Origin of the sequence: Blautia sp. MSJ-36, assembly GCF_018917985.1 — a bacterium.
Taxonomy (GTDB): domain Bacteria; phylum Bacillota; class Clostridia; order Lachnospirales; family Lachnospiraceae; genus Blautia_A.
This window is the reverse complement of the sequence record NZ_JAHLPQ010000010.1, coordinates 94,260-116,012: the sequence shown is the minus strand read 5'-3', so window position 1 is coordinate 116,012 and position 21,753 is coordinate 94,260. Positions and strand designations below refer to the sequence as shown.

Annotated in this window: 19 protein-coding genes and 1 tRNA gene; 18 read left to right on the top strand and 2 right to left on the bottom strand. The window is 44.6% G+C overall.

Annotated features, from left to right (window positions below; genetic code table 11):
• Nucleotides 1-282 precede the first annotated feature (282 nt).
• From KQI39_RS09440 to KQI39_RS09385, 12 genes are all read left to right on the top strand, one after another.
• Nucleotides 283-353, top strand: a tRNA-Trp gene (locus KQI39_RS09440).
• A 155-nt stretch (nt 354-508) separates the two neighbouring features.
• The gene (locus KQI39_RS09435) at nt 509-1,654 is read left to right on the top strand and encodes an endonuclease/exonuclease/phosphatase family protein (RefSeq protein WP_148446355.1); all 1,146 of its coding nucleotides are present in this window, start codon (nt 509-511) and stop codon (nt 1,652-1,654) included.
• Nucleotides 1,655-1,797: 143 nt separating this feature from the next.
• Nucleotides 1,798-2,490, top strand: a complete 693-nt coding sequence (locus KQI39_RS09430) for a DUF6198 family protein (protein WP_173763149.1) — start codon at nt 1,798-1,800, stop codon at nt 2,488-2,490.
• 262 nt (nt 2,491-2,752) lie between these two features.
• Nucleotides 2,753-3,541, top strand: coding sequence for an electron transfer flavoprotein subunit beta/FixA family protein (locus KQI39_RS09425; RefSeq protein ID WP_021976223.1), 789 nt, complete (start codon nt 2,753-2,755; stop codon nt 3,539-3,541).
• Between the two features lie 13 nt (nt 3,542-3,554).
• On the top strand, nt 3,555-4,745 hold the full coding sequence (locus KQI39_RS09420) for an electron transfer flavoprotein subunit alpha (RefSeq protein WP_216418004.1): 1,191 nt from the start codon (nt 3,555-3,557) through the stop codon (nt 4,743-4,745).
• Nucleotides 4,746-4,748: 3 nt separating this feature from the next.
• Nucleotides 4,749-6,167: an FAD-binding oxidoreductase gene (locus tag KQI39_RS09415; RefSeq protein ID WP_118061710.1), complete on the top strand. Its 1,419-nt coding sequence runs from the start codon at nt 4,749-4,751 to the stop codon at nt 6,165-6,167.
• 18 nt (nt 6,168-6,185) lie between these two features.
• Entirely contained in the window at nt 6,186-7,355 is a 1,170-nt protein-coding gene (locus KQI39_RS09410; protein ID WP_148446351.1) for a YkvI family membrane protein, read from the top strand.
• A gap of 138 nt (nt 7,356-7,493) precedes the next feature.
• Nucleotides 7,494-9,164: a sensor domain-containing diguanylate cyclase gene (locus KQI39_RS09405; protein ID WP_216418003.1), complete on the top strand. Its 1,671-nt coding sequence runs from the start codon at nt 7,494-7,496 to the stop codon at nt 9,162-9,164.
• A gap of 197 nt (nt 9,165-9,361) precedes the next feature.
• Nucleotides 9,362-9,859: an RNA polymerase sigma factor gene (locus KQI39_RS09400; protein WP_216418001.1), complete on the top strand. Its 498-nt coding sequence runs from the start codon at nt 9,362-9,364 to the stop codon at nt 9,857-9,859.
• Nucleotides 9,843-10,526: a zf-HC2 domain-containing protein gene (locus KQI39_RS09395; protein WP_148446345.1), complete on the top strand. Its 684-nt coding sequence runs from the start codon at nt 9,843-9,845 to the stop codon at nt 10,524-10,526. Before KQI39_RS09400 ends, KQI39_RS09395 begins: the two co-directional genes overlap by 17 nt.
• A gap of 149 nt (nt 10,527-10,675) precedes the next feature.
• Nucleotides 10,676-11,029 (top strand): arsenate reductase family protein, encoded by a 354-nt coding sequence (locus tag KQI39_RS09390; protein ID WP_148446343.1) that lies wholly within the window; start codon nt 10,676-10,678, stop codon nt 11,027-11,029.
• On the top strand, nt 11,026-11,880 hold the full coding sequence (locus KQI39_RS09385; protein ID WP_216418000.1) for a YitT family protein: 855 nt from the start codon (nt 11,026-11,028) through the stop codon (nt 11,878-11,880). Before KQI39_RS09390 ends, KQI39_RS09385 begins: the two co-directional genes overlap by 4 nt.
• A 63-nt stretch (nt 11,881-11,943) precedes the next feature.
• Here the strand turns inward: KQI39_RS09385 and KQI39_RS09380 are convergent, their stop codons facing one another.
• Nucleotides 11,944-13,326 carry an NCS2 family permease gene (locus KQI39_RS09380; protein WP_216417997.1) on the bottom strand — a complete coding sequence of 461 codons (1,383 nt, stop codon included), beginning with the start codon at nt 13,324-13,326 and terminating at the stop codon, nt 11,944-11,946.
• 212 nt (nt 13,327-13,538) lie between these two features.
• Between KQI39_RS09380 and KQI39_RS09375 the strand changes: the two genes are divergently transcribed.
• Both KQI39_RS09375 and KQI39_RS09370 read left to right on the top strand, forming a co-directional pair.
• Nucleotides 13,539-14,027 (top strand): DUF1648 domain-containing protein, encoded by a 489-nt coding sequence (locus KQI39_RS09375; protein WP_216417995.1) that lies wholly within the window; start codon nt 13,539-13,541, stop codon nt 14,025-14,027.
• 145 nt (nt 14,028-14,172) lie between these two features.
• Complete coding sequence (locus KQI39_RS09370) at nt 14,173-14,445, top strand: hypothetical protein (RefSeq protein WP_216417992.1); 273 nt, start codon at nt 14,173-14,175, stop codon at nt 14,443-14,445.
• A 197-nt stretch (nt 14,446-14,642) separates the two neighbouring features.
• On the opposite strand, the gene KQI39_RS09365 is transcribed toward KQI39_RS09370, so the two are convergent.
• On the bottom strand, nt 14,643-15,668 hold the full coding sequence (locus tag KQI39_RS09365; RefSeq protein WP_216417990.1) for a LacI family DNA-binding transcriptional regulator: 1,026 nt from the start codon (nt 15,666-15,668) through the stop codon (nt 14,643-14,645).
• A gap of 441 nt (nt 15,669-16,109) precedes the next feature.
• Between KQI39_RS09365 and KQI39_RS09360 the strand changes: the two genes are divergently transcribed.
• The 4 genes from KQI39_RS09360 (at nt 16,110) to KQI39_RS09345 (ending at nt 21,728) form a co-directional block, all read left to right on the top strand.
• The gene (locus KQI39_RS09360) at nt 16,110-17,486 is read left to right on the top strand and encodes an extracellular solute-binding protein (RefSeq protein WP_216417988.1); all 1,377 of its coding nucleotides are present in this window, start codon (nt 16,110-16,112) and stop codon (nt 17,484-17,486) included.
• Between the two features lie 110 nt (nt 17,487-17,596).
• Nucleotides 17,597-18,475, top strand: coding sequence for a carbohydrate ABC transporter permease (locus KQI39_RS09355; protein WP_216417986.1), 879 nt, complete (start codon nt 17,597-17,599; stop codon nt 18,473-18,475).
• Between the two features lie 15 nt (nt 18,476-18,490).
• Nucleotides 18,491-19,312, top strand: coding sequence for a carbohydrate ABC transporter permease (locus tag KQI39_RS09350; RefSeq protein WP_216417984.1), 822 nt, complete (start codon nt 18,491-18,493; stop codon nt 19,310-19,312).
• A gap of 31 nt (nt 19,313-19,343) precedes the next feature.
• Nucleotides 19,344-21,728 carry a glycoside hydrolase family 31 protein gene (locus KQI39_RS09345; RefSeq protein WP_216417982.1) on the top strand — a complete coding sequence of 795 codons (2,385 nt, stop codon included), beginning with the start codon at nt 19,344-19,346 and terminating at the stop codon, nt 21,726-21,728.
• Nucleotides 21,729-21,753: the final 25 nt, after the last annotated feature.

Sequence of the window (21,753 nt, the reverse complement as noted above, 5' to 3'; positions counted from 1 at the left end):
CAGAAATGGGGCGGAGCAAGCTTGCTTGTGGAGAACCATTTATGATGCAGACTGAACATTTGCGAAGCAAATGACATCGAACGACGGAGTCGTGAGATGACCACCGCTGGAGTAGCCTACAAAACAGGCGATGCAGCTTTAGCTGCGAGCCCGTGAAAAAAAGGCAAATCGGCACGCAGGTTAAAATTGATTCAAAACGATTAACCATCAACAAACATGTATGTAGTTTTGAGAGTACAATGTAAGAGAATTTGTGGCCAACAGCCACTTTTTCTTGTATATAGGGGATTGGTCAAATGGTATGATAGGGGTCTCCAAAACCTTTGGTGGGAGTTCGATTCTCTCATCCCCTGCTATGATAGAAAGCTGGAAAGTCTTGTTAAATCAAGATTTTTCAGCTTTTTGTTTTATCAGAGAATATTAATACGAAACTGGACGGCAGGAACCGTGTATGTTATATTGATTTTATAAAAATAACAGTACATAACGAAAGAAAAACAGGTGAACGATGAAAACAAAAGCAAAAAAAGTCATAAAGATCACAGGAATTATTTTGCTGGCACTTGTTATTGTGCTGGCGGCGTATATTATTTATCTTTATGCAAGTTATCACAGGATTCCTGATAATCAGGAGCTTCAGGTGGAAGAAATCTCCCAAAACACAGAAGCAGGAAATGAGCTGACAACAGAGAAAAATTACTCCGCACTTACATATAATATTGGATTCGGAGCTTATACGCCGGATTTCAGTTTCTTCATGGATGGTGGAAAATCTTCCTGGGCTAAGAGTAAGGACAGCGTAAAGGAAACGATTAAAGGTGCCGGTGAGTTAGTTGCGTCCAAAGATCCGGATTTTGCGCTGGTCCAGGAGATCGATCTGGATGCTACCAGAAGTTATCATGTGAATGAGTATTCTATATTGAAGGAAAACATCCCGGCTTATAACTGCGTATTTGCACAGAATTATGATTCCGCGTTTCTGTTTTATCCGTTTACACAGCCTCATGGAAAAAGCAAAGCCGGACTTGCCCTGTTTTCGAAATATCCGATTACGGGATCTCTGAGAAGAAGTTTTCCTATATCAACATCTTTTACGAAATTTTTTGACCTGGACAGGTGTTACAGTATTTCTAGAGTGCCGGTAGATAACGGAAAAGAGCTGGTAATCTTTGAGCTGCATATGTCTGCTTACGGAAACAGTGATGCCATCCGGGAAGGACAGATCCGGATGCTCAGTGAAGACATGCAGAAGGAATATGAAGCTGGAAATTATGTGATCTGCGGCGGAGATTTCAATCATGATCTAAAGGCTGCGGATACACAGTCAAAAGCATCCGATGCAAGTAACAATACCCAAACAGATTCCGGGGATTCCGCAGAACCTGAATCCTGGGCTTACCCATTTCCACGTTCAGAACTCCCGGAGCATTTTTCCTTCTGCCTGGATCAGCTGTCTGAAGATGAAAAAAACAATCTCTGGAACAGTGCCCGCAACGCAGATATGGAATATGTACCCGGTGAGACCTATACCGTGACGCTGGACGGATTTATCATTTCCGATAATGTGGAATGTACAAAATACGAAAATGTAAATACCGGCTATTCCTATTCAGACCACGATCCTGTATATATGGAATTTCAGTTGAAAAAATAAAAAATGACAGTAAATATTTTTATTCCAGATAACCGAAACTGCAAAGCAATTATTCGCAGCTCATTGACTTTCCCGGGAAAAAGGCTTAAATTAGATGAGAAAAATAATCATATATTGCAAATAAGGAATGGAGGCTTTTTAAAATGTCTGGAGTAGCGGAGGACAGTCATTTGCAAAGTAACAAAAAATTACCGGTGATCAGAGGAGAACTGGCTCTGGTAATCGTGATTCTGATCAACAGCCTGGGAGTAGTGCTTATGCTTTATTCCGGGTCGGGCATTTCGGCGATATCGAGTGTGCCCTATGCTTTTTCGGAAGTATTTCCACATGTTACACTTGGAACCTGGACGTATATTTTTCAGGGACTTCTGATCTTATCACTGATGATCATGCGGAAAAAATTCGTGGTACCGTATTTATTCAGTTTTGTTGTGGGATTTGTATTCAGTGAGATGCTGGATCTTTATGAAGCGGAGATCAATATACTGCCGACTGCAATGGGATTCAGAGTGCTTTATTTTGTGATCAGTTATCTTCTGATCTGTTTTGGAATTGCTCTTTCCAACCGGTGTGGTCTGCCGATCATCCCAACCGATCTGTTTCCGAGAGAACTTTCGGATATCACAAAATTCAAATATTCCAAAATTAAGGTCAGCTTCGATGTTACCTGTCTTGCAGTAACCGGACTTATGACAGGCATTATCCTTGGTCATCTGGACGGACTTGGGATCGGAACGATCCTTGCGGCTTTTACCATGGGAAAAGTGATCGGATTAATAGGGGACGAGATGGATCGTTATGTGAGATTTGAATCTTTTCTGACGAAAAATGCATAATAGAAAAATAAAACAGAAAAAAGGTCTGAATTTCAGCTTCCATAAAACAAACGGAAGGCGGAATTCAGGCCTTTTTATATGTACCATCCTGTTTTAGCTATATCCGCCCACAAAATTGCTCGAATTATATATTTTTTTGTGAAAATCACCAAAAAACACCAAAAAACACTCGACTTTACGCTACGTTAATGCTATACTTATACAGTTGTTTAAAGCTTTAAAGTGAAAAATAAGAGTAAAAATATAAGAAAGAAGATAGAAAATGAAAATCGTTGTATGTATGAAACAGGTACCGGCAACTTCCAAGGTTGATATTGATCCGGAAACCGGTGCCATGAAACGTATGTCCGGTGAGACAAGAACAAATCCATATGACCTGTTTGCGCTGGAAACAGCCCTTGCAATCCGGGAAAAAACAGGTGGAACGGTAACCGTTCTGACTATGGGACCGCCACAGGCGGAAGAGATGATCCGTGATGCCTACACTATGGGTGCAGACGAAGGAGTGATCCTTTCAGACCGGAAATTTGCAGGAGCGGATGTACTGGCAACTTCCTATGCACTGGCGCAGGGAATCCAGGTGATCGGCGGAGCAGATCTGATCATCTGTGGAAGACAGACTACCGACGGCGATACCGCCCAGGTAGGACCGGCCATTGCGGAACATCTGACCATCCCACACGCTGCATGGGTAGCTGAGATCATGGATGTCAATGAAAAAAGCATTCAGGTCCGTCAGGATCTTGTAAGTGTTTCTCAGGTTTCCGAGATCCCCTATCCATGTCTGCTGACTATTGACAAGGATACCTGCGTGCCACGTCTGCCGTCCTACTTATTAAAGAAAGCAACTGCAGACCGTCCGGTACGGATCTTAAGCTTTGAAGATATGCCGGATCAGGATCTGAGCCGTTACGGACTGATCGGTTCCCCCACCTCTGTGGAAAAAATGTTTGCGCCGGAGGAAAGCGAAAAACAGGTTTATCTGGAAGGAACTGCAAAGGAAAAAGCAGACAAGCTTGTTGCTCTTCTGACCGGAAAGAAGATCATATAGGGGGAAGCGGAACATGGAATTTTTAAAATTTGATATAAACAAATGCGTGCTCTGCGGAGTATGCGTGGAAAAATGTCCTTTTGGAGCCCTTACCATAGAGGGAAAAGGAATTGTTGTAGGTGATGCCTGTCGTATGTGCGGACTTTGCGTTCGTAACTGCCCGGAAAAAGCAATCCAGTTTGAGCAGAAGGCGAAATCCTTTGACAAGGATAAATGGAAAAACTTTCTTATTTATGTGGAGCAGGAGAGAGGCGAGATCCATCCGGTTACATTTGAGCTGATCGGAGAGGCAAGAAAAATGGCAGTCAAAGTCGGTTATCAGGTCAACTGTGTGATCGTCGGAGGCGCAGGAACAAAAGAAAACGCAGAGAAACTTCTCCCATATGGCGTAGACAATGTGTATGTGTATGAGCACGAAGGTTTTGAAGGTTTCCGCGCAGACTGTTACACGGATGCAGTTGCAGACTGTATTGCAGCCAACAAACCAAGTTCTGTTCTGATCGGAGCCACTGCTCTGGGACGTTCCCTTGCACCGAGACTTTCCACCAGATTCCATACAGGACTGACTGCAGACTGTACCACACTGGATATCCGTTCCAATACTGATATGATCCAGATCCGTCCGGCCTTCGGTGGAAACATCATGGCGCAGATCGGAATCACCAAATCAAGACCGCAGTTTGCCACTGTCCGTTATAAAGTTATGGATAAGGCAGAAAAGGTAAAAGATCCTCACGGACAGGTAGTTGTATGTCCGGTAAATGAAAAGATGGCAGATTCCAGGATCAAAATTCTTTCATCCAAAGTTATTGATAAGGTAAAGAGCCTTGAGGAAGAGGATGTTCTGGTTGTTGCAGGCCGTGGCGTCCGGAACGAAAAAGATGTGGAAATGTGTCGGGAACTGGCAGAAGCCCTTGGAGGCCAGCTTGCTTTTACCCGCCCGATGGTAGAAAACGGATTCGGAGATGTTGCCCATCAGATCGGACTTTCCGGAAGAACGGTGCGTCCGAAGCTGATCATCACATGTGGTGTGTCCGGAGCCATCCAGTTTACTTCCTGTATGACAGGATCAGACTGTATCGTAGCGATCAACAATGATCCGGAAGCACAGATCTTTAATGTTGCGGATTACTGTATTGTAGATGATCTGTATCAGGTTGTGCCGGAGCTGACAGAACTGATAAAGAATCGGAAGGAGGACTAGGTCATGGCTTATCCATATAAAAAAATGACTTCAGAAGATTTCGACTACATCCGTTCTGTGACCGCTTCAGATCGTGTATGGGTCGGCGATGAGATCGCAAAAGAATATTATCGTGATGAAATGCCGGAGTACGGAGTTTTTCCTCCGGAACTCTATGTGGAGGTTCTGAATAAAGAAGAGATCTCCGCTATCATGGCTTACGCATACAAAGAAAATATTCCGGTTGTATGCCGTGGAGCAGGAACCGGACTGGCAGGTGGAGCCACCTGTAAATATGGCGGAATCATGTTATCCGTCATGAGAATGAACAAGATTTTTCCAATTGACAGAAAGAACCAGACCATCACAGCTGAGCCGGGAGCACTTCTTATCGATATTCAGGCGGCAGCAGCGGCAGGCGGACTTTTTTACCCACCGGACCCGGGTGAAAAAACAGCTTCCATCGGTGGAAACGTTATCACAAATGCCGGTGGTATGAAAGCAGTACGTTATGGACTGACCAGAGATTTTGTACGCTGCATCGAGGCAGTTATGCCGGACGGATCCATCATGAACTTTTCATCCAATGTTGTAAAAAACACAACCGGATATGATGTGAAAGACCTGGTGATCGGATCAGAGGGAACCTTATGTATTCTCACCCAGGTAACTTTGAAACTTCTTCCTGCACCGACCTGTACCTGTACTCTTGTAATGCCATTTAAGAGCCTTGAGGAATGTGCAGACATGGTTCCGAAAGTTCTGGAACTGCCATTTGTACCCACAGCCATCGAGTTCCTGGAAAGAGAACTGATCGATATCGTAGAACGGAATCTGAACAAAATGTTCCCGGTGAAACAGGGCGAAGCAGTGCTGATCGTTATGTACGATGCCTCCAGCAAACAGGAGCTGGACAGCGCAGTGGAGGCAGCAGCGGAAGCGGCCCTTGCAAACGGAGCTCTGGACTGCTGTATCGCAGGAACGCCGGAGCGTGCCGGAGCCGTATGGAGCGTCCGAGGCGGAATCCTGGAGGGAATGAAAGCTGATTCTGTGGCACAGGAAGAGTGTGACGTGGTTGTTCCACGAGCAAGGATCGCAGAGTATGTAAAAGCAGCCAAAAAGATCGCAAGCGCACATGGAATCCGAGTAGAGCCATGCGGACACTGCGGAGACGGTAACATCCATACAGAGATGCTCCGTGGACCGGAAATGAGCGACCAGGAGTGGAAAGAAGCCACTCACGCAAGTCTGGTAGAGCTGTATGCACTGTCCAAAGAACTGGGCGGACAGCTTTCCGGTGAGCATGGTATTGGAAACGGACGTCTGGAATTCCTGGAAGAGTTTGCAGGCCCGAGAATGATCGCTCTTTATAAAGCCATTAAGCTGGCTTTCGATGACAAGCTGATCCTGAATCCGGGAAAAGTCATCGAATATAATAAATAAAAAACGGGGGAAAGAGAGATGAGTCAGAACAAATCATTACAAAGCAAAATGCCTCTGGCCATGGGACTTGCGTTCGTCGCATTTACCACACAGTTCGGAGGAGGATTCGCGTCAGGAGCGCAGATCTATCAGTACTTTATCAACTATGGTATCTGGTGCCTGATTCTGCCGGCAGTGACACAGGGGTTATATGCACTGTTTTTCTGGTATGGAATGCGTTACGCTTACAAACATAAAACCTACGATTACAGAAGTTTTTCCGACAGCCTCTATGGAAAAACAAAACCGGTTATGTCAAACCTCTATGAGATCTGTTACCTGATCATGATCGGAACTGCATCTGCAGCTGCTTTTGCAACAGGCGGTTCCACACTGCAGACTCTGTTTGGAATTCCTTACTGGCTCTGCACCGTGATCATTGCAGTATTTATTTTTGTGATCGCTCTTTTTGGTACCAATGTTGTAAGAAAATGTGCATCTACCTTAAGTGTGCTGATCATCATCGGCCTGGTGCTCGTACTGGTTCCGAACATCATCGCACAGTGGGGCGATATCACAGCTTCCATCCATACCATGTCCTCCGGAGAAATGACCGTACTTTCCTCCGAGAGCGGAGCTTTTGGACCGGCTCTTTATTCAGCAGTCCTTTACTTTTTCTTCCAGCTGGCTTCTGTATCCGTTATGTACCAGCACATGGAAGATGTAACTGATGAAAAACAGATCAACAAAGCAGCGATCTGGATGTTTGTATGCAACTTCTGTGCAATGGAACTTTCCATTCTGGGACTTCTTGCAATTGCCTATGTTGGTGAGCTTGCATCTGCATCTGTACCGATGCTTGTACTGGTTCAGAACGGAGTTGGTTCCGGAATTCTGACACCGATCATTTCTCTGCTGATCATCCTTGGAGCTATTTCCACAGCAGTAAATATGATCTCCGGTATCGTAACACGTTGCGTAAACGCAGTAGAACGCCGTATGGACAGCCCGGAGAAAAAATCTCAGGGACATCTTGGAAGAAATGCAGTTTTTACAGCGATCTTTACATTCCTGGCATTTGCCATCGCACAGTTCGGTCTGATGACAGTTGTTAAGAAGGGATATGCATACCTTGGATATGCGGCGTTTATTACATTGTTTGTACCGTTTGTTGTACATGCCGTTGCGACAAAGGGAAAAGAGATCTGAGACAGACAATATAAAATTTTATCAGGACTGGAAAAATCCTGGAGTATGACAATATACTCCGGGATTTTTTGAAAGGTTGACTTTTACACGGTAAAGTGTAATACTTATTGTAAGTGATGAATATGAGGAGTGTTTTTTATGCCGGATGAAAAAGTACTGCAGGTAGCGATACTTATATGGGGATGTGCATTTTGTGCCATAGCTGCATTATGTATATTTCTGAGCAGTAATTATGACAGGGAAAAGCGTCGGTATCTTATCCTGATGGAGAGTTTTGCTTCCCTGTTATTGCTGATGGATGCCATGGCGCATATTTTCAGCGGATATCCCGGAGTTCCGGGCAGTGTGCTGGTCCGTATTTCGAGTTTTCTCGTATTCCTTTTAAGTGACGTAGTCCTGCTGTGTTTTCACATTTATGTGTGTGTTTATCTGTTTTCGAAGAGGGAGCGGAGAACATTAAAAAGAGTAAAAGCCGGATATGTTATTGCTGCCGCAGGGGCTGTTTTTGTGGTGATCTCGCAGTTTACTCACTGGTATTATTACATAGATGTGGATAATTATTATCATCGGGCACCGTTATATATTATGTCAATTCTTCTTCCGGTAGCAGGTATGTTCATTGATCTTACACTTTTGCTCCAGTACAAAAAGAGAGTCAGCAGGAAGCTCCTGTTCTCTATGCTGTCATGCATTGTACTTCCGGCAGTGGCGGCAGCTGTGCAGGCATTCAGGTATGGAATGTCGCTGATCGATTTTTCTGTTGGTATTTCCATGATCATTATGTTTATCGTGACGATGACGGAGCTGAATCAGGAAATGTATCAGCTGATAAGCAGAGAGGGCAAGATAAAGGAAAGACTTGAGATCGCAACGATACTGAATAAATGCATTGCTGAGCTGATATCAGGAGAAGATGAAGATGCGGCGATCTCCAATCTGCTGCGTATTATCAGCGGGTATTTTGACGGAGATCGCAGTTATATTGTTCAGATCGATGAAAAGAGGAATATTTGTACAAATACTTATGAGTATGCCATGAACGGAGTGACTGCTGAGAAGGATAATCTTCAGGAGGTTCCCATGGAAATGCTGGATATCTGGATGGACAGCTTTCGGAAAAATGGCCTGTATTATATTCCGGATATTGAAGAGGAGCAGGGACAGCCGTATTATGAGACTCTGAAGATGCAGGATATTACCAGGCTGCTGGCCGTTCCTTTAAACAGTGACGGAAAGATCATAGGATTTCTCGGGGTAGATAATCCGAGACTGCATTATGAGGATCATACGCTGCTGTCGTCCATACAGTACTTTTTAACGGACAGCCTGAAAGCCAAGGAGCGTAAGGCGCGTCTGCAGTACATGAGTTATCGTGATATGCTGACGACCTTGTATAACAGGAACAGGTATATTCAGGTTCTGGAAGGCATGCAGGCAAAAACAGTGATAAAAACAGGAGTAGCATATATTGATATCAATGGTCTGAAACGGGTGAATGATCTTTACGGACATGAGGCCGGAGACAGGCTGATCATAAATACAGCGCGTTCCATGCTTGCAATTCTGCCGGAAAATGCTTACCGGGTAGGTGGCGATGAATTTGTACTCATCTGTTTTGACATGGATGAGAAGGTTTTTCGGAGTAAGGTCCGGGATATCTGTGACAGCATTGCTGCCAAAAGGATCAGTGTTTCTGTTGGTGTTGTCTGGGAGGAAAGCTCTTCGGAGCTTGAGACAATGCTGAGAAGAGCAGATGATCTTATGTATGAGGAAAAGAAGAAATATTATGAAAAGCATGGAACGATGTGAAGGTATGCAGCAGAATGTAAGAGGAGGTCAGAAGAAAATTCTGATAATGCTGTGCCCGGTATTTTTATACCGGGCATTTCGTTTGTGCTAAAAGAAACGCCGGAATAAAAATATCGAACGAAATTTTGAAAGATTTTCTGTAACGTTTTTGAGATCAGTGCGTCTTATAAGTGAGAAGGGAGGAAAAGAAAGAACCGATGAATATTGAGGAACTTTACCGGATATATTTTGACATTGTATATCGGTATATCCGTTCTGTCTCACGTGATGGATCGCTGGCAGAGGAAGTGACCCAGGAGACGTTTTTTAAAGCGCTGAAAAAAGCAGATCAGTTCCGCGGAGACTGTGATGTGCGGGTGTGGCTTTGCCAGATCGCAAAGAATACGTTGTACGATCATCTGAAAAAGCAGAAAAAGCAGCTTCCCGGAGAGGAGCAGCCGGAAACAGCAGAAAGCCATGGCGGAGAAATTTTTGAGGAAAAGCTGGCACAGCGGAGTCAGGCTATGGAGATCCATAAGGTTCTGCATGGACTTTCGGAACCGTATAAAGAAGTTTTTTCCCTGCGGACATTCGGAGAGCTGAACTTCCGTGAGATTGGAATGCTTTTTGGAAAAAGTGAAAACTGGGCGCGGGTGACTTATTATCGTGCAAGAGTAAAGATCAGAGAGGAGCTGGAACATGAAGATCACATGTGATGTAATACAGGATCTGATGCCGTCTTATATAGATGGGATCTTAAGCGAAGACAGCAAGGCGCTGGTGGAAGAACATATGGGTACCTGTCAGGAATGCAGAAAAATGTTGGAAATCATGAAAGAGGAGCAGGGAAAAGAGCAGAACCAAATGAGATCATCTGCAGCCACACTGAAAAAAATCCGGAAAAAGCTGATAGTACGCAGAGTTCTGACAGCAACCGTGGCAGTTATCCTGACACTCATCGTTGCGGCAGCAGGTTATAACCACTGGTATTTCAATGAAAAATACATGACTCTGGAAGACAGCGGAATGTACGTAAAAGACAACTGTCTGTATTCTTCCAATAATCTCATCAACCGAATGAAAGTACAATACACAGAAGATGGAAAAACAGAGTTTGTCTACGCCATTGACGCACCCTATGCAGGAACTCTGGAACTGAAAGGCAATGACATGCTGCTTCAGGATTTTTCCAAAAAGACAGAGGAGCTATCACCGGAGGATGACAGCACCCCGGAGACGGTAAAAGAAGTTTATTATATGAGCGAGGAAGCCCAAAAGAAGAGCCTGGAATTAACAGAGCTGGAAGCAAAAGGGGATCTGGATGTAGCGGAGAAAATTGTGGATGAGATGAAGCAGGAATCGAAGCTGATCTGGGCGGAATAACAGGATAGAAAAACATCAACATCTATGTTAAAATAAACCTCAGACAGCACTGGGAAAAAGTTCCATAAAAATTCCATATTCCATGCTGTAAGTAAAAAACAGACAGTAGTGATTTCCATATTTACTGCTGAAAGACAGGGGGACATAACATGTTATTTGTATGCTATCCAAAATGCAGTACCTGCAAAAAGGCTCAGAAATGGCTGGATGAGAGTGGCGCGGAATATACGTTGCGCGATATCAAGACGGACAATCCAACTGCAGAGGAACTGAAAGCCTGGTGGGAAAAAAGCGGTCTTCCGCTGAAGCGTTTCTTCAATACCAGTGGAAATATTTATAAAGAGATGAAACTGAAAGATAAACTTCCGGAGATGAGTGAGGAAGAGCAGCTTGCGCTTCTTGCAACAGACGGGATGCTTGTGAAACGTCCGATTCTTGTAGCAGAGGATAAAATTCTGGTCGGTGCCAAAGAAAAAGAGTGGGAAGAGTATCTGATGCCATGAAAAAGAAACTGAATTATATAGATATCATCAAAGAAACGGTGATCCTGACCGTGGCAGTGGCGATCATCGCAGCGGCGGTATATTTTTTCCTGGTACCAAGCCATACATCAGTCAGCAGTATTTCCGGTCTTGGAATCGTGCTTTCCAACTTTGTGCCGCTGCAGCTGTCGGCGATTACCATGATCCTGAATGTGGTATTGCTGATCATTGGATTTTTTACCTGTGGAAGAGAGTTTGGAGTTAAGACGGTTTATACCAGTGTAATGCTGCCGTTGTTTCTGGGATTGTTTGAGATCATTTTTCCAGATTTCGGTTCCATGACAGACAGCCAGGAACTGGATGTTCTGTGTTATGTTCTGGTAGTGAGTGTGGGACTTAGCATTCTTTTTAACCGGAATGCATCCTCAGGCGGACTGGATATCGTGGCGAAGATCATGAATAAGTATCTCCACATGGAGCTTGGAAAAGCCATGTCCCTTTCCGGTATGTGCGTGGCACTTTCCGCGGCGCTTGTGTATGATAAAAAGACGGTAGTCTTAAGTATTCTGGGAACGTATTTTAACGGAATTGTTCTGGATCATTTTATTTTTGACCATAACATCAAACGGCGCGTCTGCATTATCACGAAGAAGGAAGAGGAGCTGAGGCAGTTTATTGTTCATGACCTGCACAGCGGAGCCACGATCTATGAAGCCATCGGAGCCTATAAAATGGAAAAACGCCATGAGATCATAACCATTGTAGATAAAGGTGAATATCAGAAGCTGATGAAGTTTATAAACCAGGAGGACCCGAAGGCTTTTATTACGGTTTATAATGTATCGAATATGCGGTATCAGCCGAAGAAATAAGAATATTTTGCTGGAATAAAAAAAATCCCGGGACAAAACGCCCGGGAATTTTTTTGCCATATTTTACAGGAAAATATATTTCAGGATAAACAGCACTGCCAGTACATACATCAGAGCGCTGATCTTCTTTTCTTTTGCCTTACCTGTGATCAGGTTGATGGCTACGTATGTGATAATTCCCATGGAGATACCTTCGGAAATGCTGTAGAAGAACGGCATTGCGATGATACATACATAACATGGGATCGCCTCGGACATATCGCTGAAATCAATGCTGATAACATTGCTGAGCATGTACAGACCGACGATCACCAGAGCCGGAGCTGTGGCAAAGGACGGGATTGCCAGGAAGATCGGAGACAGGAACAGGGACAGGCCAAATAAGATGGCAGTTGTCACTGCGGTAAGTCCGGTTCTTCCGCCTTCGGATACACCGGAAGCACTTTCTACGAAGGTAGTGGTTGTGGATGTACCAAGAACTGCACCGGCAGTTGTTGCAACTGCATCTGCAAGAAGTGCGCCCTTGATGTTAGGAAGCTTGCCATTTTCATCCAGCATGCCTGCTTTAGAAGAGACACCAACGAGAGTTCCAAGAGTATCAAAAAGATCTACAAATAAAAATGCAAACAGGATGACAAGGAAATCCAGTGAGAAAACTCCGTCAAACTGCAGCTTCGCAAAGATCGGAGCAAGACTCGGGATAGAGAGTCCGTTGCTGAAATCCGGGAGCAGGCTGTAGAAGCCGATCTCCGGGTTCGGAACATAAAGTCCGGCGAACTGACAGATGATTCCAAGTCCCCATGTGATCAGGATACCCCAGAGGATGTTTCCCTTTACATTCTTAACAACCAGGATTCCGGTTACGATGATACCGATCAGAGCCAGGATAACGGTGATCCCAACGTTGTTGAAGGAAGCCTCCACACCCTTGGCTGCGTTGTAGCCATCTACAGAGAAAAGCTGCAGCAGAGTGGAGCCGCCGATCACGATATTGGCATTCTGTAATCCTACAAATGCGATGAAAAGACCGATACCAACGCTGACTGCGGATTTCAGGTTCAGAGGGATCGCATTGAAGATCGCTTCACGTACATTGGTAAGTGAGAGAACGATGAATACGATACCTTCTGCAAAAACTGCAGTCAGTGCATACTGCCAGCTGTATCCCATGCCGATAACGACTGTATAGGCAAAGTATGCGTTCAGTCCCATTCCTGGTGCCAGTGCGAACGGGTAGTTGGCGAAGATCGCCATCAGCAGCGTTCCAAGGAAGGCTGCCAGTGCGGTAGCTGTGAATACAGCTCCGGAATCCATGCCGGTCGCAGACAGGATGTTCGGGTTAACTGCCAGGATATACGCCATTGTCATGAAGGTGGTGATACCTGCCAGAACCTCTGTTTTGGCGTCCGTTTTGTTTGCGGACAGCTTGAAAAGTTTTTCTAACATATTTCTTTCCCTTTCTTAAATATGTTTTTGGACAACATGTCTAGTTTATCATATAAAAATTTCATATGCAATTGTTAGTGTGCACAGATATGATTATAATAGGTGTTTTTTTGTAAAATACTTTTACAGGCAGGCAATTTGTGTGTAAAATACAGGAAAGAGAGTATTTAATTTACAGACGGGTTTATTTTGCAATGAAAGGGGGATGGATAATGTCTGAGAAAAAACTGCGGAATATTACAGATGTGCTCTGCTTTCTGCTGATCCTTGGGTATGTGATGTATCTTGTGGCCACCTGGGGAAATCTGCCGGAGAGGGTGCCGATCCATTTTAATGCTCATGGGATCCCAGACCGGTATGGGAAGAAGGGCAGCCTTCTTCTGGAGCCGATTTTGGGGCTGATGATCCTGGCACTTCTGATGTTCTGTCAGAGATTTCCACAGTGGTGGAACTATCCAGTTGAGGTGACAGAGGAAAACAGAGAGCATATCTTTGAAATCGCGTCAAAAATGATGTCTGTGATCAAGCTGTTATCCATTGGAGTATGTCTTTATGCCGGAATCAGCGGGAATCTGGGAACGGCACCTATGTGGCCGGTGTGGATACTGATCGCAGGGATTTTCGTAACCTTGCTCCGGGGAATCCGGGGGATATATAAGGCTGGTAAAGAAACTGGCATGGATGAGGATGATAAATCGTGAAGCGGTTGTGTTTGTGATCATGCAGCAGAGTGGAAGATAAATGTTCGATTTATTGTACTGAATATGGCTGGAACCAGCGAAAGCGGATCGCGAATATCCGCTTGGCGAAATTATAATAAAAACAGGAAAGGAATCTCAGGAGGATATGGCAGATACAAGAACAGATGAGCTTTACAGAGCGCTTCAGGATAAGGGCTATCCCGATGAGCTGTGCCGGGAAATCGCCTATAAACATATGAATACCGATTACGCAGCTACACGGATGCTGGGGTATTTATACAGGGTGACAAGTCCCAGAGTGGAGGATGTGATCGATGAGATGCTGGCGATCTTAAGTGACAGGGAAGCCATCATCCGGAAAAAAGAGCTGGAGCACGCCCAGGCTACGATCAACAGCGTGTATCGGGAGGGTTTGTAACGGAAATCCCGGAGCTGTGCCAGTGCTGGCAATCAGAAGCACTGCAGCAGTTCCGGGATTTTTTGATTTGATCCTGGTTCATGAACAGATACCTTTGGGGGTTCAGATGATGAGTTCACAAAAACACTTCGCAGAACATTATCGGTGAACAGTAACAGGGATCCAACATCAAAAAATAAGAGGTAGAATCCCTGTACTTAATACAAAGAGATCACCGACTGCCTGTCCACGATCTCAACATCCAGGGCAGACTGGCAGGAGGAGCTGACAGAGCCAGTGCGGATCTTTTCCAGGAGAAGACTGGTGGCAAGTAGTGCCTTCCGGGGGATGTTCTGTGAGACGGAGGTCAGCTTGGGAAGGGTGTACTGGCACAGTGTCAGGTTATCATATCCGATCACAGAAAGATCCACAGGAATGCGGTAGCCGCCCAGGCGGGCACCCTCCATAATTCCGATAGCACAGATATCCGCCGTAGTTACCGCAGCGGTAACTGGAGAGCTGTTGGATGCGATCTCACGGCCGGCCTGGATACCGCCCTCATAGGAAGGAGAGTACTCATAAACGTAATCCGGGTTAAAAGTAATATGGTTCTCCTCCAGCGCCCGTTTATAGCCATTGAAACGGCTGGTAAGAACGTGGTTGTTTTTGTAATCGGCCACAAAGGCAATGGCGGAATGACCGTGATTGATCATATATTTTGTGGAAAGGTAAAGCCCCTTCTCATCATTGGAAGTGATATTGATAAGATTGGGGTGTTCCAGTTCACAGTCAAAAGTGGCGATGGGGCAGGTGGCAGAATCCATCAGCCTTGCCATGTATTCTCCGGCAGCAGGATAAAGAATGATGATTCCGTCTACATTCCAGTTCTTCAGAAGGGAAATGATATCCGCATTTTTTGATACAGAGCGGATCATGGTGAAATATTCATTCTTCTGCAGTTCTTTTTCGATAGCACCGACCATGGTGCTGACATAAGGGTTCTCAAAATAGTTGGTTCCCAGGAGCACATCTTTTTCATCGAGGGAAATGATGATGCCGATGATATGGGATTTTTTATTGGATAAGCTCCGGGCATTCAGGTTGGGAACATATCCGTATTCTTCTATGATCGCATTGACCTTGTCTCTGGTTTTCTGGGAAACGCGGTTGGTTTTGCCGTTGATCACATTGGAGACGGTCATCATACTGACACCGGCCAGATCTGCGATATCTTTTAATGTCATACTACACACCTCTGTTCTTCCATAGCAGTTTCCGGGAAGGAAACTGCTGTCATACATATATATAAAATTCTGACACATTTCTCAGGTAAAAATAAAAATACAATGAAAAATCCAGAATTTATGTATCCTCTTATTACAGGTTTACAAGGTTTAAACACGAAATATAAATGTTCGAAAAAACGGTTTATAAACTATGTATATTATAGCCCAACATAGTGAAAAAATCAATGTATGATTGCGGGAAGATAAAAAAATGCAGCCTTGGAATATGAAAAATACACAAAAAACTCATATAAATACTAGAAAAATCGACGAAATAATAAAATTATATTGACGAATCTCTATGCGCGTGATAGATTAACAATAGATTTAGCGCTAAACTAAAAGGAACGGAAAACGTAGTCAAAAAACAGGAAAATACCGGAAAGAAAGAGGTAATGCATGAAAAAGAGAGTTTTTGCAGCGGTAGTTGCTGCAGCAATGGTTGTAACTGCATTTACAGGATGTGGCAGTACAGGAAGTTCTGCCGGAAGTGACAGCAAATCCGAAGCCAAGGCAGAGGCACCTACAGAGCCTTTCGGAGATACGGTCAAATATGACCCAAGCGTGGAGATCAATGATGGAAAAGACATCACCGTAGAGCTTTGGGAGTGGGGCAGTGACGAGCTGTTCCAGCAGATCATCGACGGATACACAGCCATTCATCCAAATGTAACGATCAATCTTGTTGATAACCCATGGGAGGATTACTGGACCAAGCTTCCTCTTGCACTGGATGGAAACAACGGACCGGCTATTTTCAACGTACATAACAGCTACCATGAGAACCTGATCAATTACATGGCTCCTCTTGATATCCCCACAGAGGATCTGGAGGCAGATTTCAATGGTGTAAGCGCCCATGTGATCGATGGAAAGGTTTACTATATTGATTACGGTATGATGACCGGATCTGTATACTACAACAAAGATATGTGGGAGAAAGCAGGTCTGACAGATGCTGATATCCCGAAGACCTGGGACGAGATGATCGAGGTTGCCAAAAAGCTTACTATTAAAGACGGTGACAAGATCGTTCAGGCAGGTCTGAACTTCAACGATGATTTCCATCAGAATTACCTCCTTGGCCTGAATTATCAGCTGGGAGAAAACCTCTTCAAGGAAGACGGAGTTACTCCGAATGTAAACTCTGATGCAATGAAGAAGGTAATGCAGATGCTGGTAGATATGTATGACGTAGATGGCATCGGTTCCAAGGACTTCGGTGAGAAAGCAGCAGACAGCTTTGGACAGGGACAGTCAGCCATGGTCATCCAGTGGGGACACTACTACAACACTCTGAAAACAACATGGAGCAACATCGACTTTGGCGTATTTGAGATCCCGACCTTTGACGGCGAGCCATATGCTTACAACCGTTACAACGGTGAGTCTACCTTTGGTGTAAACAAAAACGCTCCGGCTGACCAGCAGGCAGTTGCACAGGACTTCGTAAAATATTTCCTGGCAAACGATGACGCACAGATCGCATTTAACCTGGCAATGAGTACCTTCCCGGCTAAGAAATCTCTGGCAGATAATAAGAAGATCCTTGAGAATCCTTCTCTGCAGGTTCTTTCCGAGCACATTGACCACTATATCTGGCCGGGCCCGATGCCTGCAACCATGGAGACTTCTCTGAAAAAAGCAGGAGAGGATGTATTCTTCAACGGTGTTGACATCGATACTGCTCTGGACGAGGCAGAAGCCAACATCACAAAGGATATGAAGAACAGTACATTCAAATCTGTAGAAAACCTTTATGAGTATGCAAAATAAAAAGATGCCGTGAGCAATCCGCAGGTATCAGAGCAGAAAGGCGCACTTGGAAAAGGGTGCGCCTTTCTCAGCAAAAAGATGTGTATCGAAAAGATAAGGAGGATGCATCGATGTTTAAAAAAACAAATCCGCTGCAGAGCAAAAGCGAGATCATTTTGAGAAATATCGTTGTTCTGGCAATGGTGATCTTTTTTACGGTATTTCTGATCGTACCTATTGGAATCGCTTTTGCAGGAAGCTTTCATGAGTGGAACCCGTTGAGCGGTACTTACCGGTTCCTGGGACTTGAGAATTATAAGGATGTATTTACCAGTGCTCTGTTTGGAAAATCCATGTTGAACACAGTGATCTTCTCTGTTGTAGTTATTTTCTTTCGTGTAGGTCTTGGACTTGGAATCGCCTATGCGATCTATTCCACACTGATAAAATATAAAAGCTTTTTCAGAGCTGTATATTACATGCCGGTTGTAACTCCTATGGTAGCCGTAGCCTTTGTATGGAAATTCATGTACAATCCTCAGATCGGTACCATCAATAAGATCTTCGGACTGGATGTAAACTGGCTGATGAATCCGAAAACTGCCCTTGCTGCAATTATGATCATGACCATCTGGAAGGATTTCGGATACGCAGTTGTTATGTACATGGCAGGTCTCTATTCTCTTCCGACAGATGCTCTTGAGGCCGCAAAAGTAGATGGCGCCAACGCATGGCAGACGTTCCGTTACATCACACTTCCGCTGCTGAAGCCTATGACACTGTTCGTTATCATCACTTCTATTATTTCCTACCTTCAGGCATATGTTCAGATCCTGATCATGACAGAAGGTGGTCCCGGAACAGCAACTTACCTTGCATCCTACATCATCTATGATGAAGCGTTTGTAAAATACAACTTCGGATATGCATCTGCACTGTCCTTTGTATTGTTCGTTATTACAGCAGTATTTACCTGGTTATCATTCCGTGTTTCCGGAAAAGAAGATTAAAGGAGGAAAACATTCATGAAAAGAAAAGTCAGCAGTATTGCTTTAAATGCACTCCTTCTGATCCTTGGAGTGGTTACCGTATATCCTTTTGTATGGATGCTTTTTTCATCCTTCAAGGAAAATCAGGAGATCATGGCTCTGGAGCAGCATCTTCTTCCGCAGAAATTCATCATTGATAACTACATCAATATGAACGCACACTTTAATTTTATCCGTTTCTTTTTAAACAGTATTGTTATTACGGTAGTGATCACTCTGATCGTAATTTATACAAGTACTATCTGTGGTTTTGTACTGAGTAAATACAAATTTAAAGGAAGAAATGTTCTTTTCGGATTCGTACTTTCTACTATGATGATCCCGTGGTGTGTTACCATTATCCCGAAGTATTCCATGATCCAGGCATTTGGCTGGATGGACAGCTACAAAGCACTGATCATCCCGGCTATGTTCAGCGGCTTCGGAATCTTTATGATGAAGCAGCATATCTCCGCACTTCCGGACGAGATCCTGGAGGCGGCAAGAATTGACGGAGCCAATGAGTTTTATATTTTCCACAAGATCGTATTACCGATGTCAAAAAACGGAATCTTCAGTATTGCGATCTTCCAGTTCCTTTGGACATGGGAGGATTTCCTGTGGCCATACTTGGTAATTACAAACAAAGACAAACAGCTTCTTGCCGTTGGTCTTAAGATGTTTAACGGACAGTATTCCACAGATTATGGTGCACTGTTTGCGGCAACTGCCATTTCCATCATCCCGGTACTTCTGATCTATCTGTTCTTCCAGAAACAGTTTATCGCCGGAATCGCAGCATCTGCTGTAAAGGGCTGATGGCATACAGATAATAAACGGAGGGACATAAATGCAGGATATATATAAAGTAGAAACACATCCCCTGGCGTTAAGTGAAAATATGATCACAGGGGATAAATACAGGATTACGTTTCTTACAGAGGGACTGATCCGTCTGGAGTATGATGAGGAGGGCGTATTTGAGGACCGCCCCACGCAGATGGTGTTTTTCAGGGATTTTCCAAAAGCGGACTATCGTGTAGTGCGTACAGAGGATGGGATCGAGGTCCATACGAAAAGAATCCACCTTATTTATAATGAGAAGGAATTTACCAGCTGGGGATTGAGCATTCAGGTAAAAGGAAACTTAAGCGCTTACCACAGCATCTGGCACTACGGAGAAGAGATCCATGATCTGAAGGGAACCGCCAGAACGCTGGATATGGTGGACGGAGCAACAGAGCTGGAGCATGGTATTCTTTCCAGGTTCGGATATTCTCTGGTGGATGACAGCAGGTCACAGGTGCTTCTGCCGGATGGTTGGATCGAGCCAAGAAGAAAAGGCATCAAGGATCTGTACTTCTTCGGATACGGACATGACTACAAAGAAGCACTTCATGATTTTTACAGACTCTGCGGAAAAACACCGATGCTTCCAAGGTTTGCTCTCGGAAACTGGTGGAGCAGATATTATAAATATTCTGAGGAAAGCTACAATGAGCTGATGGATAAATTCCAGGAAAAAAATATCCCGTTCACAGTTGCAGTCATTGATATGGACTGGCATGTGACCGATGTTGACCCGAAATACGGAAGCGGTTGGACCGGATATACCTGGAATAAAGAGCTCTTCCCGGACCCGAAGCGTTTCCTGGATGGTTTACATAAAAGAGGAATGCGTACCACATTAAATGTACATCCTGCAGACGGCGTACAGGGCTGGGAAGAAATGTATGAGGACATGGCAAAGGCCATGGGTGTGGATTATGAAAATGAGGATCCGGTAGTATGCGATCCGGCAAGTCCGAAATTTATGGAAGCCTATTTCAAATATCTTCATCATCCGAGAGAGGAGGAAGGTGTGGATTTCTGGTGGATCGACTGGCAGCAGGGAAGCAACTGCAAGATCGAAGGGCTTGATCCTCTGTGGATCTTCAACCACTTCCATTTCCTGGACAGTGCCAGAAGCGGAAAACGTCCCATGACCTTTTCCAGATATGCAGGTCCCGGAAGCCACAGATATCCGATAGGCTTTTCCGGAGATACTCATATTACCTGGGATTCCCTTGATTTCCAGCCGTATTTTACATCCACAGCTTCCAACATCGGTTATGGATGGTGGAGCCATGATATCGGCGGACATATGCTTGGCTATAAGGATGACGAGATGACCGCCCGCTGGACACAGTACGGGATCTTTTCCCCGATCATGCGTCTTCACAGCTCATGCAGTGACTTCAACGGAAAAGAGCCGTGGCGTTTCAAAAAGGAGACAGAGGTTGTCATGGAAGAAGCTCTCCGTGAGCGCCACAGAATGATGCCGTATCTTTATACAATGAACTACAGAAGCTATCAGGAAGATCTTCCTCTGGTGGAGCCGATGTATTATGAATATCCGGAGGCACCGGAGGCATATGCAGTAAAAAATCAGTACTTTTTCGGAGACCAGCTGATGGTAGCGGCTGTGACAACACCGAGAGTAAAAGGCCTTAATGTAGCAAAGACAGCAGTATGGCTGCCGGATGGGGTATGGTATGATATTTATACAGGTCTGCGCTATGAGGGTGGACGAATGGTGGATATGTACCGTACTCTGGACAGTATCCCGGTTCTTGCAAAAGCAGGCGGTATTCTGGTGATGACCGATGAGATCCGTGGAACAGAGGCGGAAAAGAATCCGGAAAGCCTGAATATCCGGGTATTCCCGGGTGCTGACGGAAGCTTCAGATTGTATGAGGATGACAACGAAACCTGTGCTTACGAAAATGGTGCCTGTGTATTTACGGAAATGGATTATAAGGAAAAGGATCAGGGAGTGTTTACCATTCATCCCGCACAGGGAAAAACAGAGCTGATCCCGGCAAAGAGAGCTTATACCGTGGAGTTCTGTAATTTTGCGAAAACAGGAACAGATACTGTGAAGGTTCTGGTTAACGGAGCAGAGACTGAGGCTGCTGCAAAATATGAAGAGAAGCTTCAGAAGATCTGTGTGGAAGTAGAAGCAGACACAGCGGCAGAGGTGCAGATCATTCTCGCTGGCGAAGTGGCAGATAATCAGACAAAAGAGCGTGTCTTTGATTTCCTGAACCAGGCAGAGATCGGTTTTGTGCTGAAGGACAGATTATATCAGCTGATCACAGACGGAAAGAAGCTGCCGGTTCTTTTGTCGGAGCTTCAGTCTATGGAACTGGAAAAGGATCTTTACGGAGCACTGATGGAGATCCTGACTGCGTAAAATATGAATAAAATCGCGTTTCCAA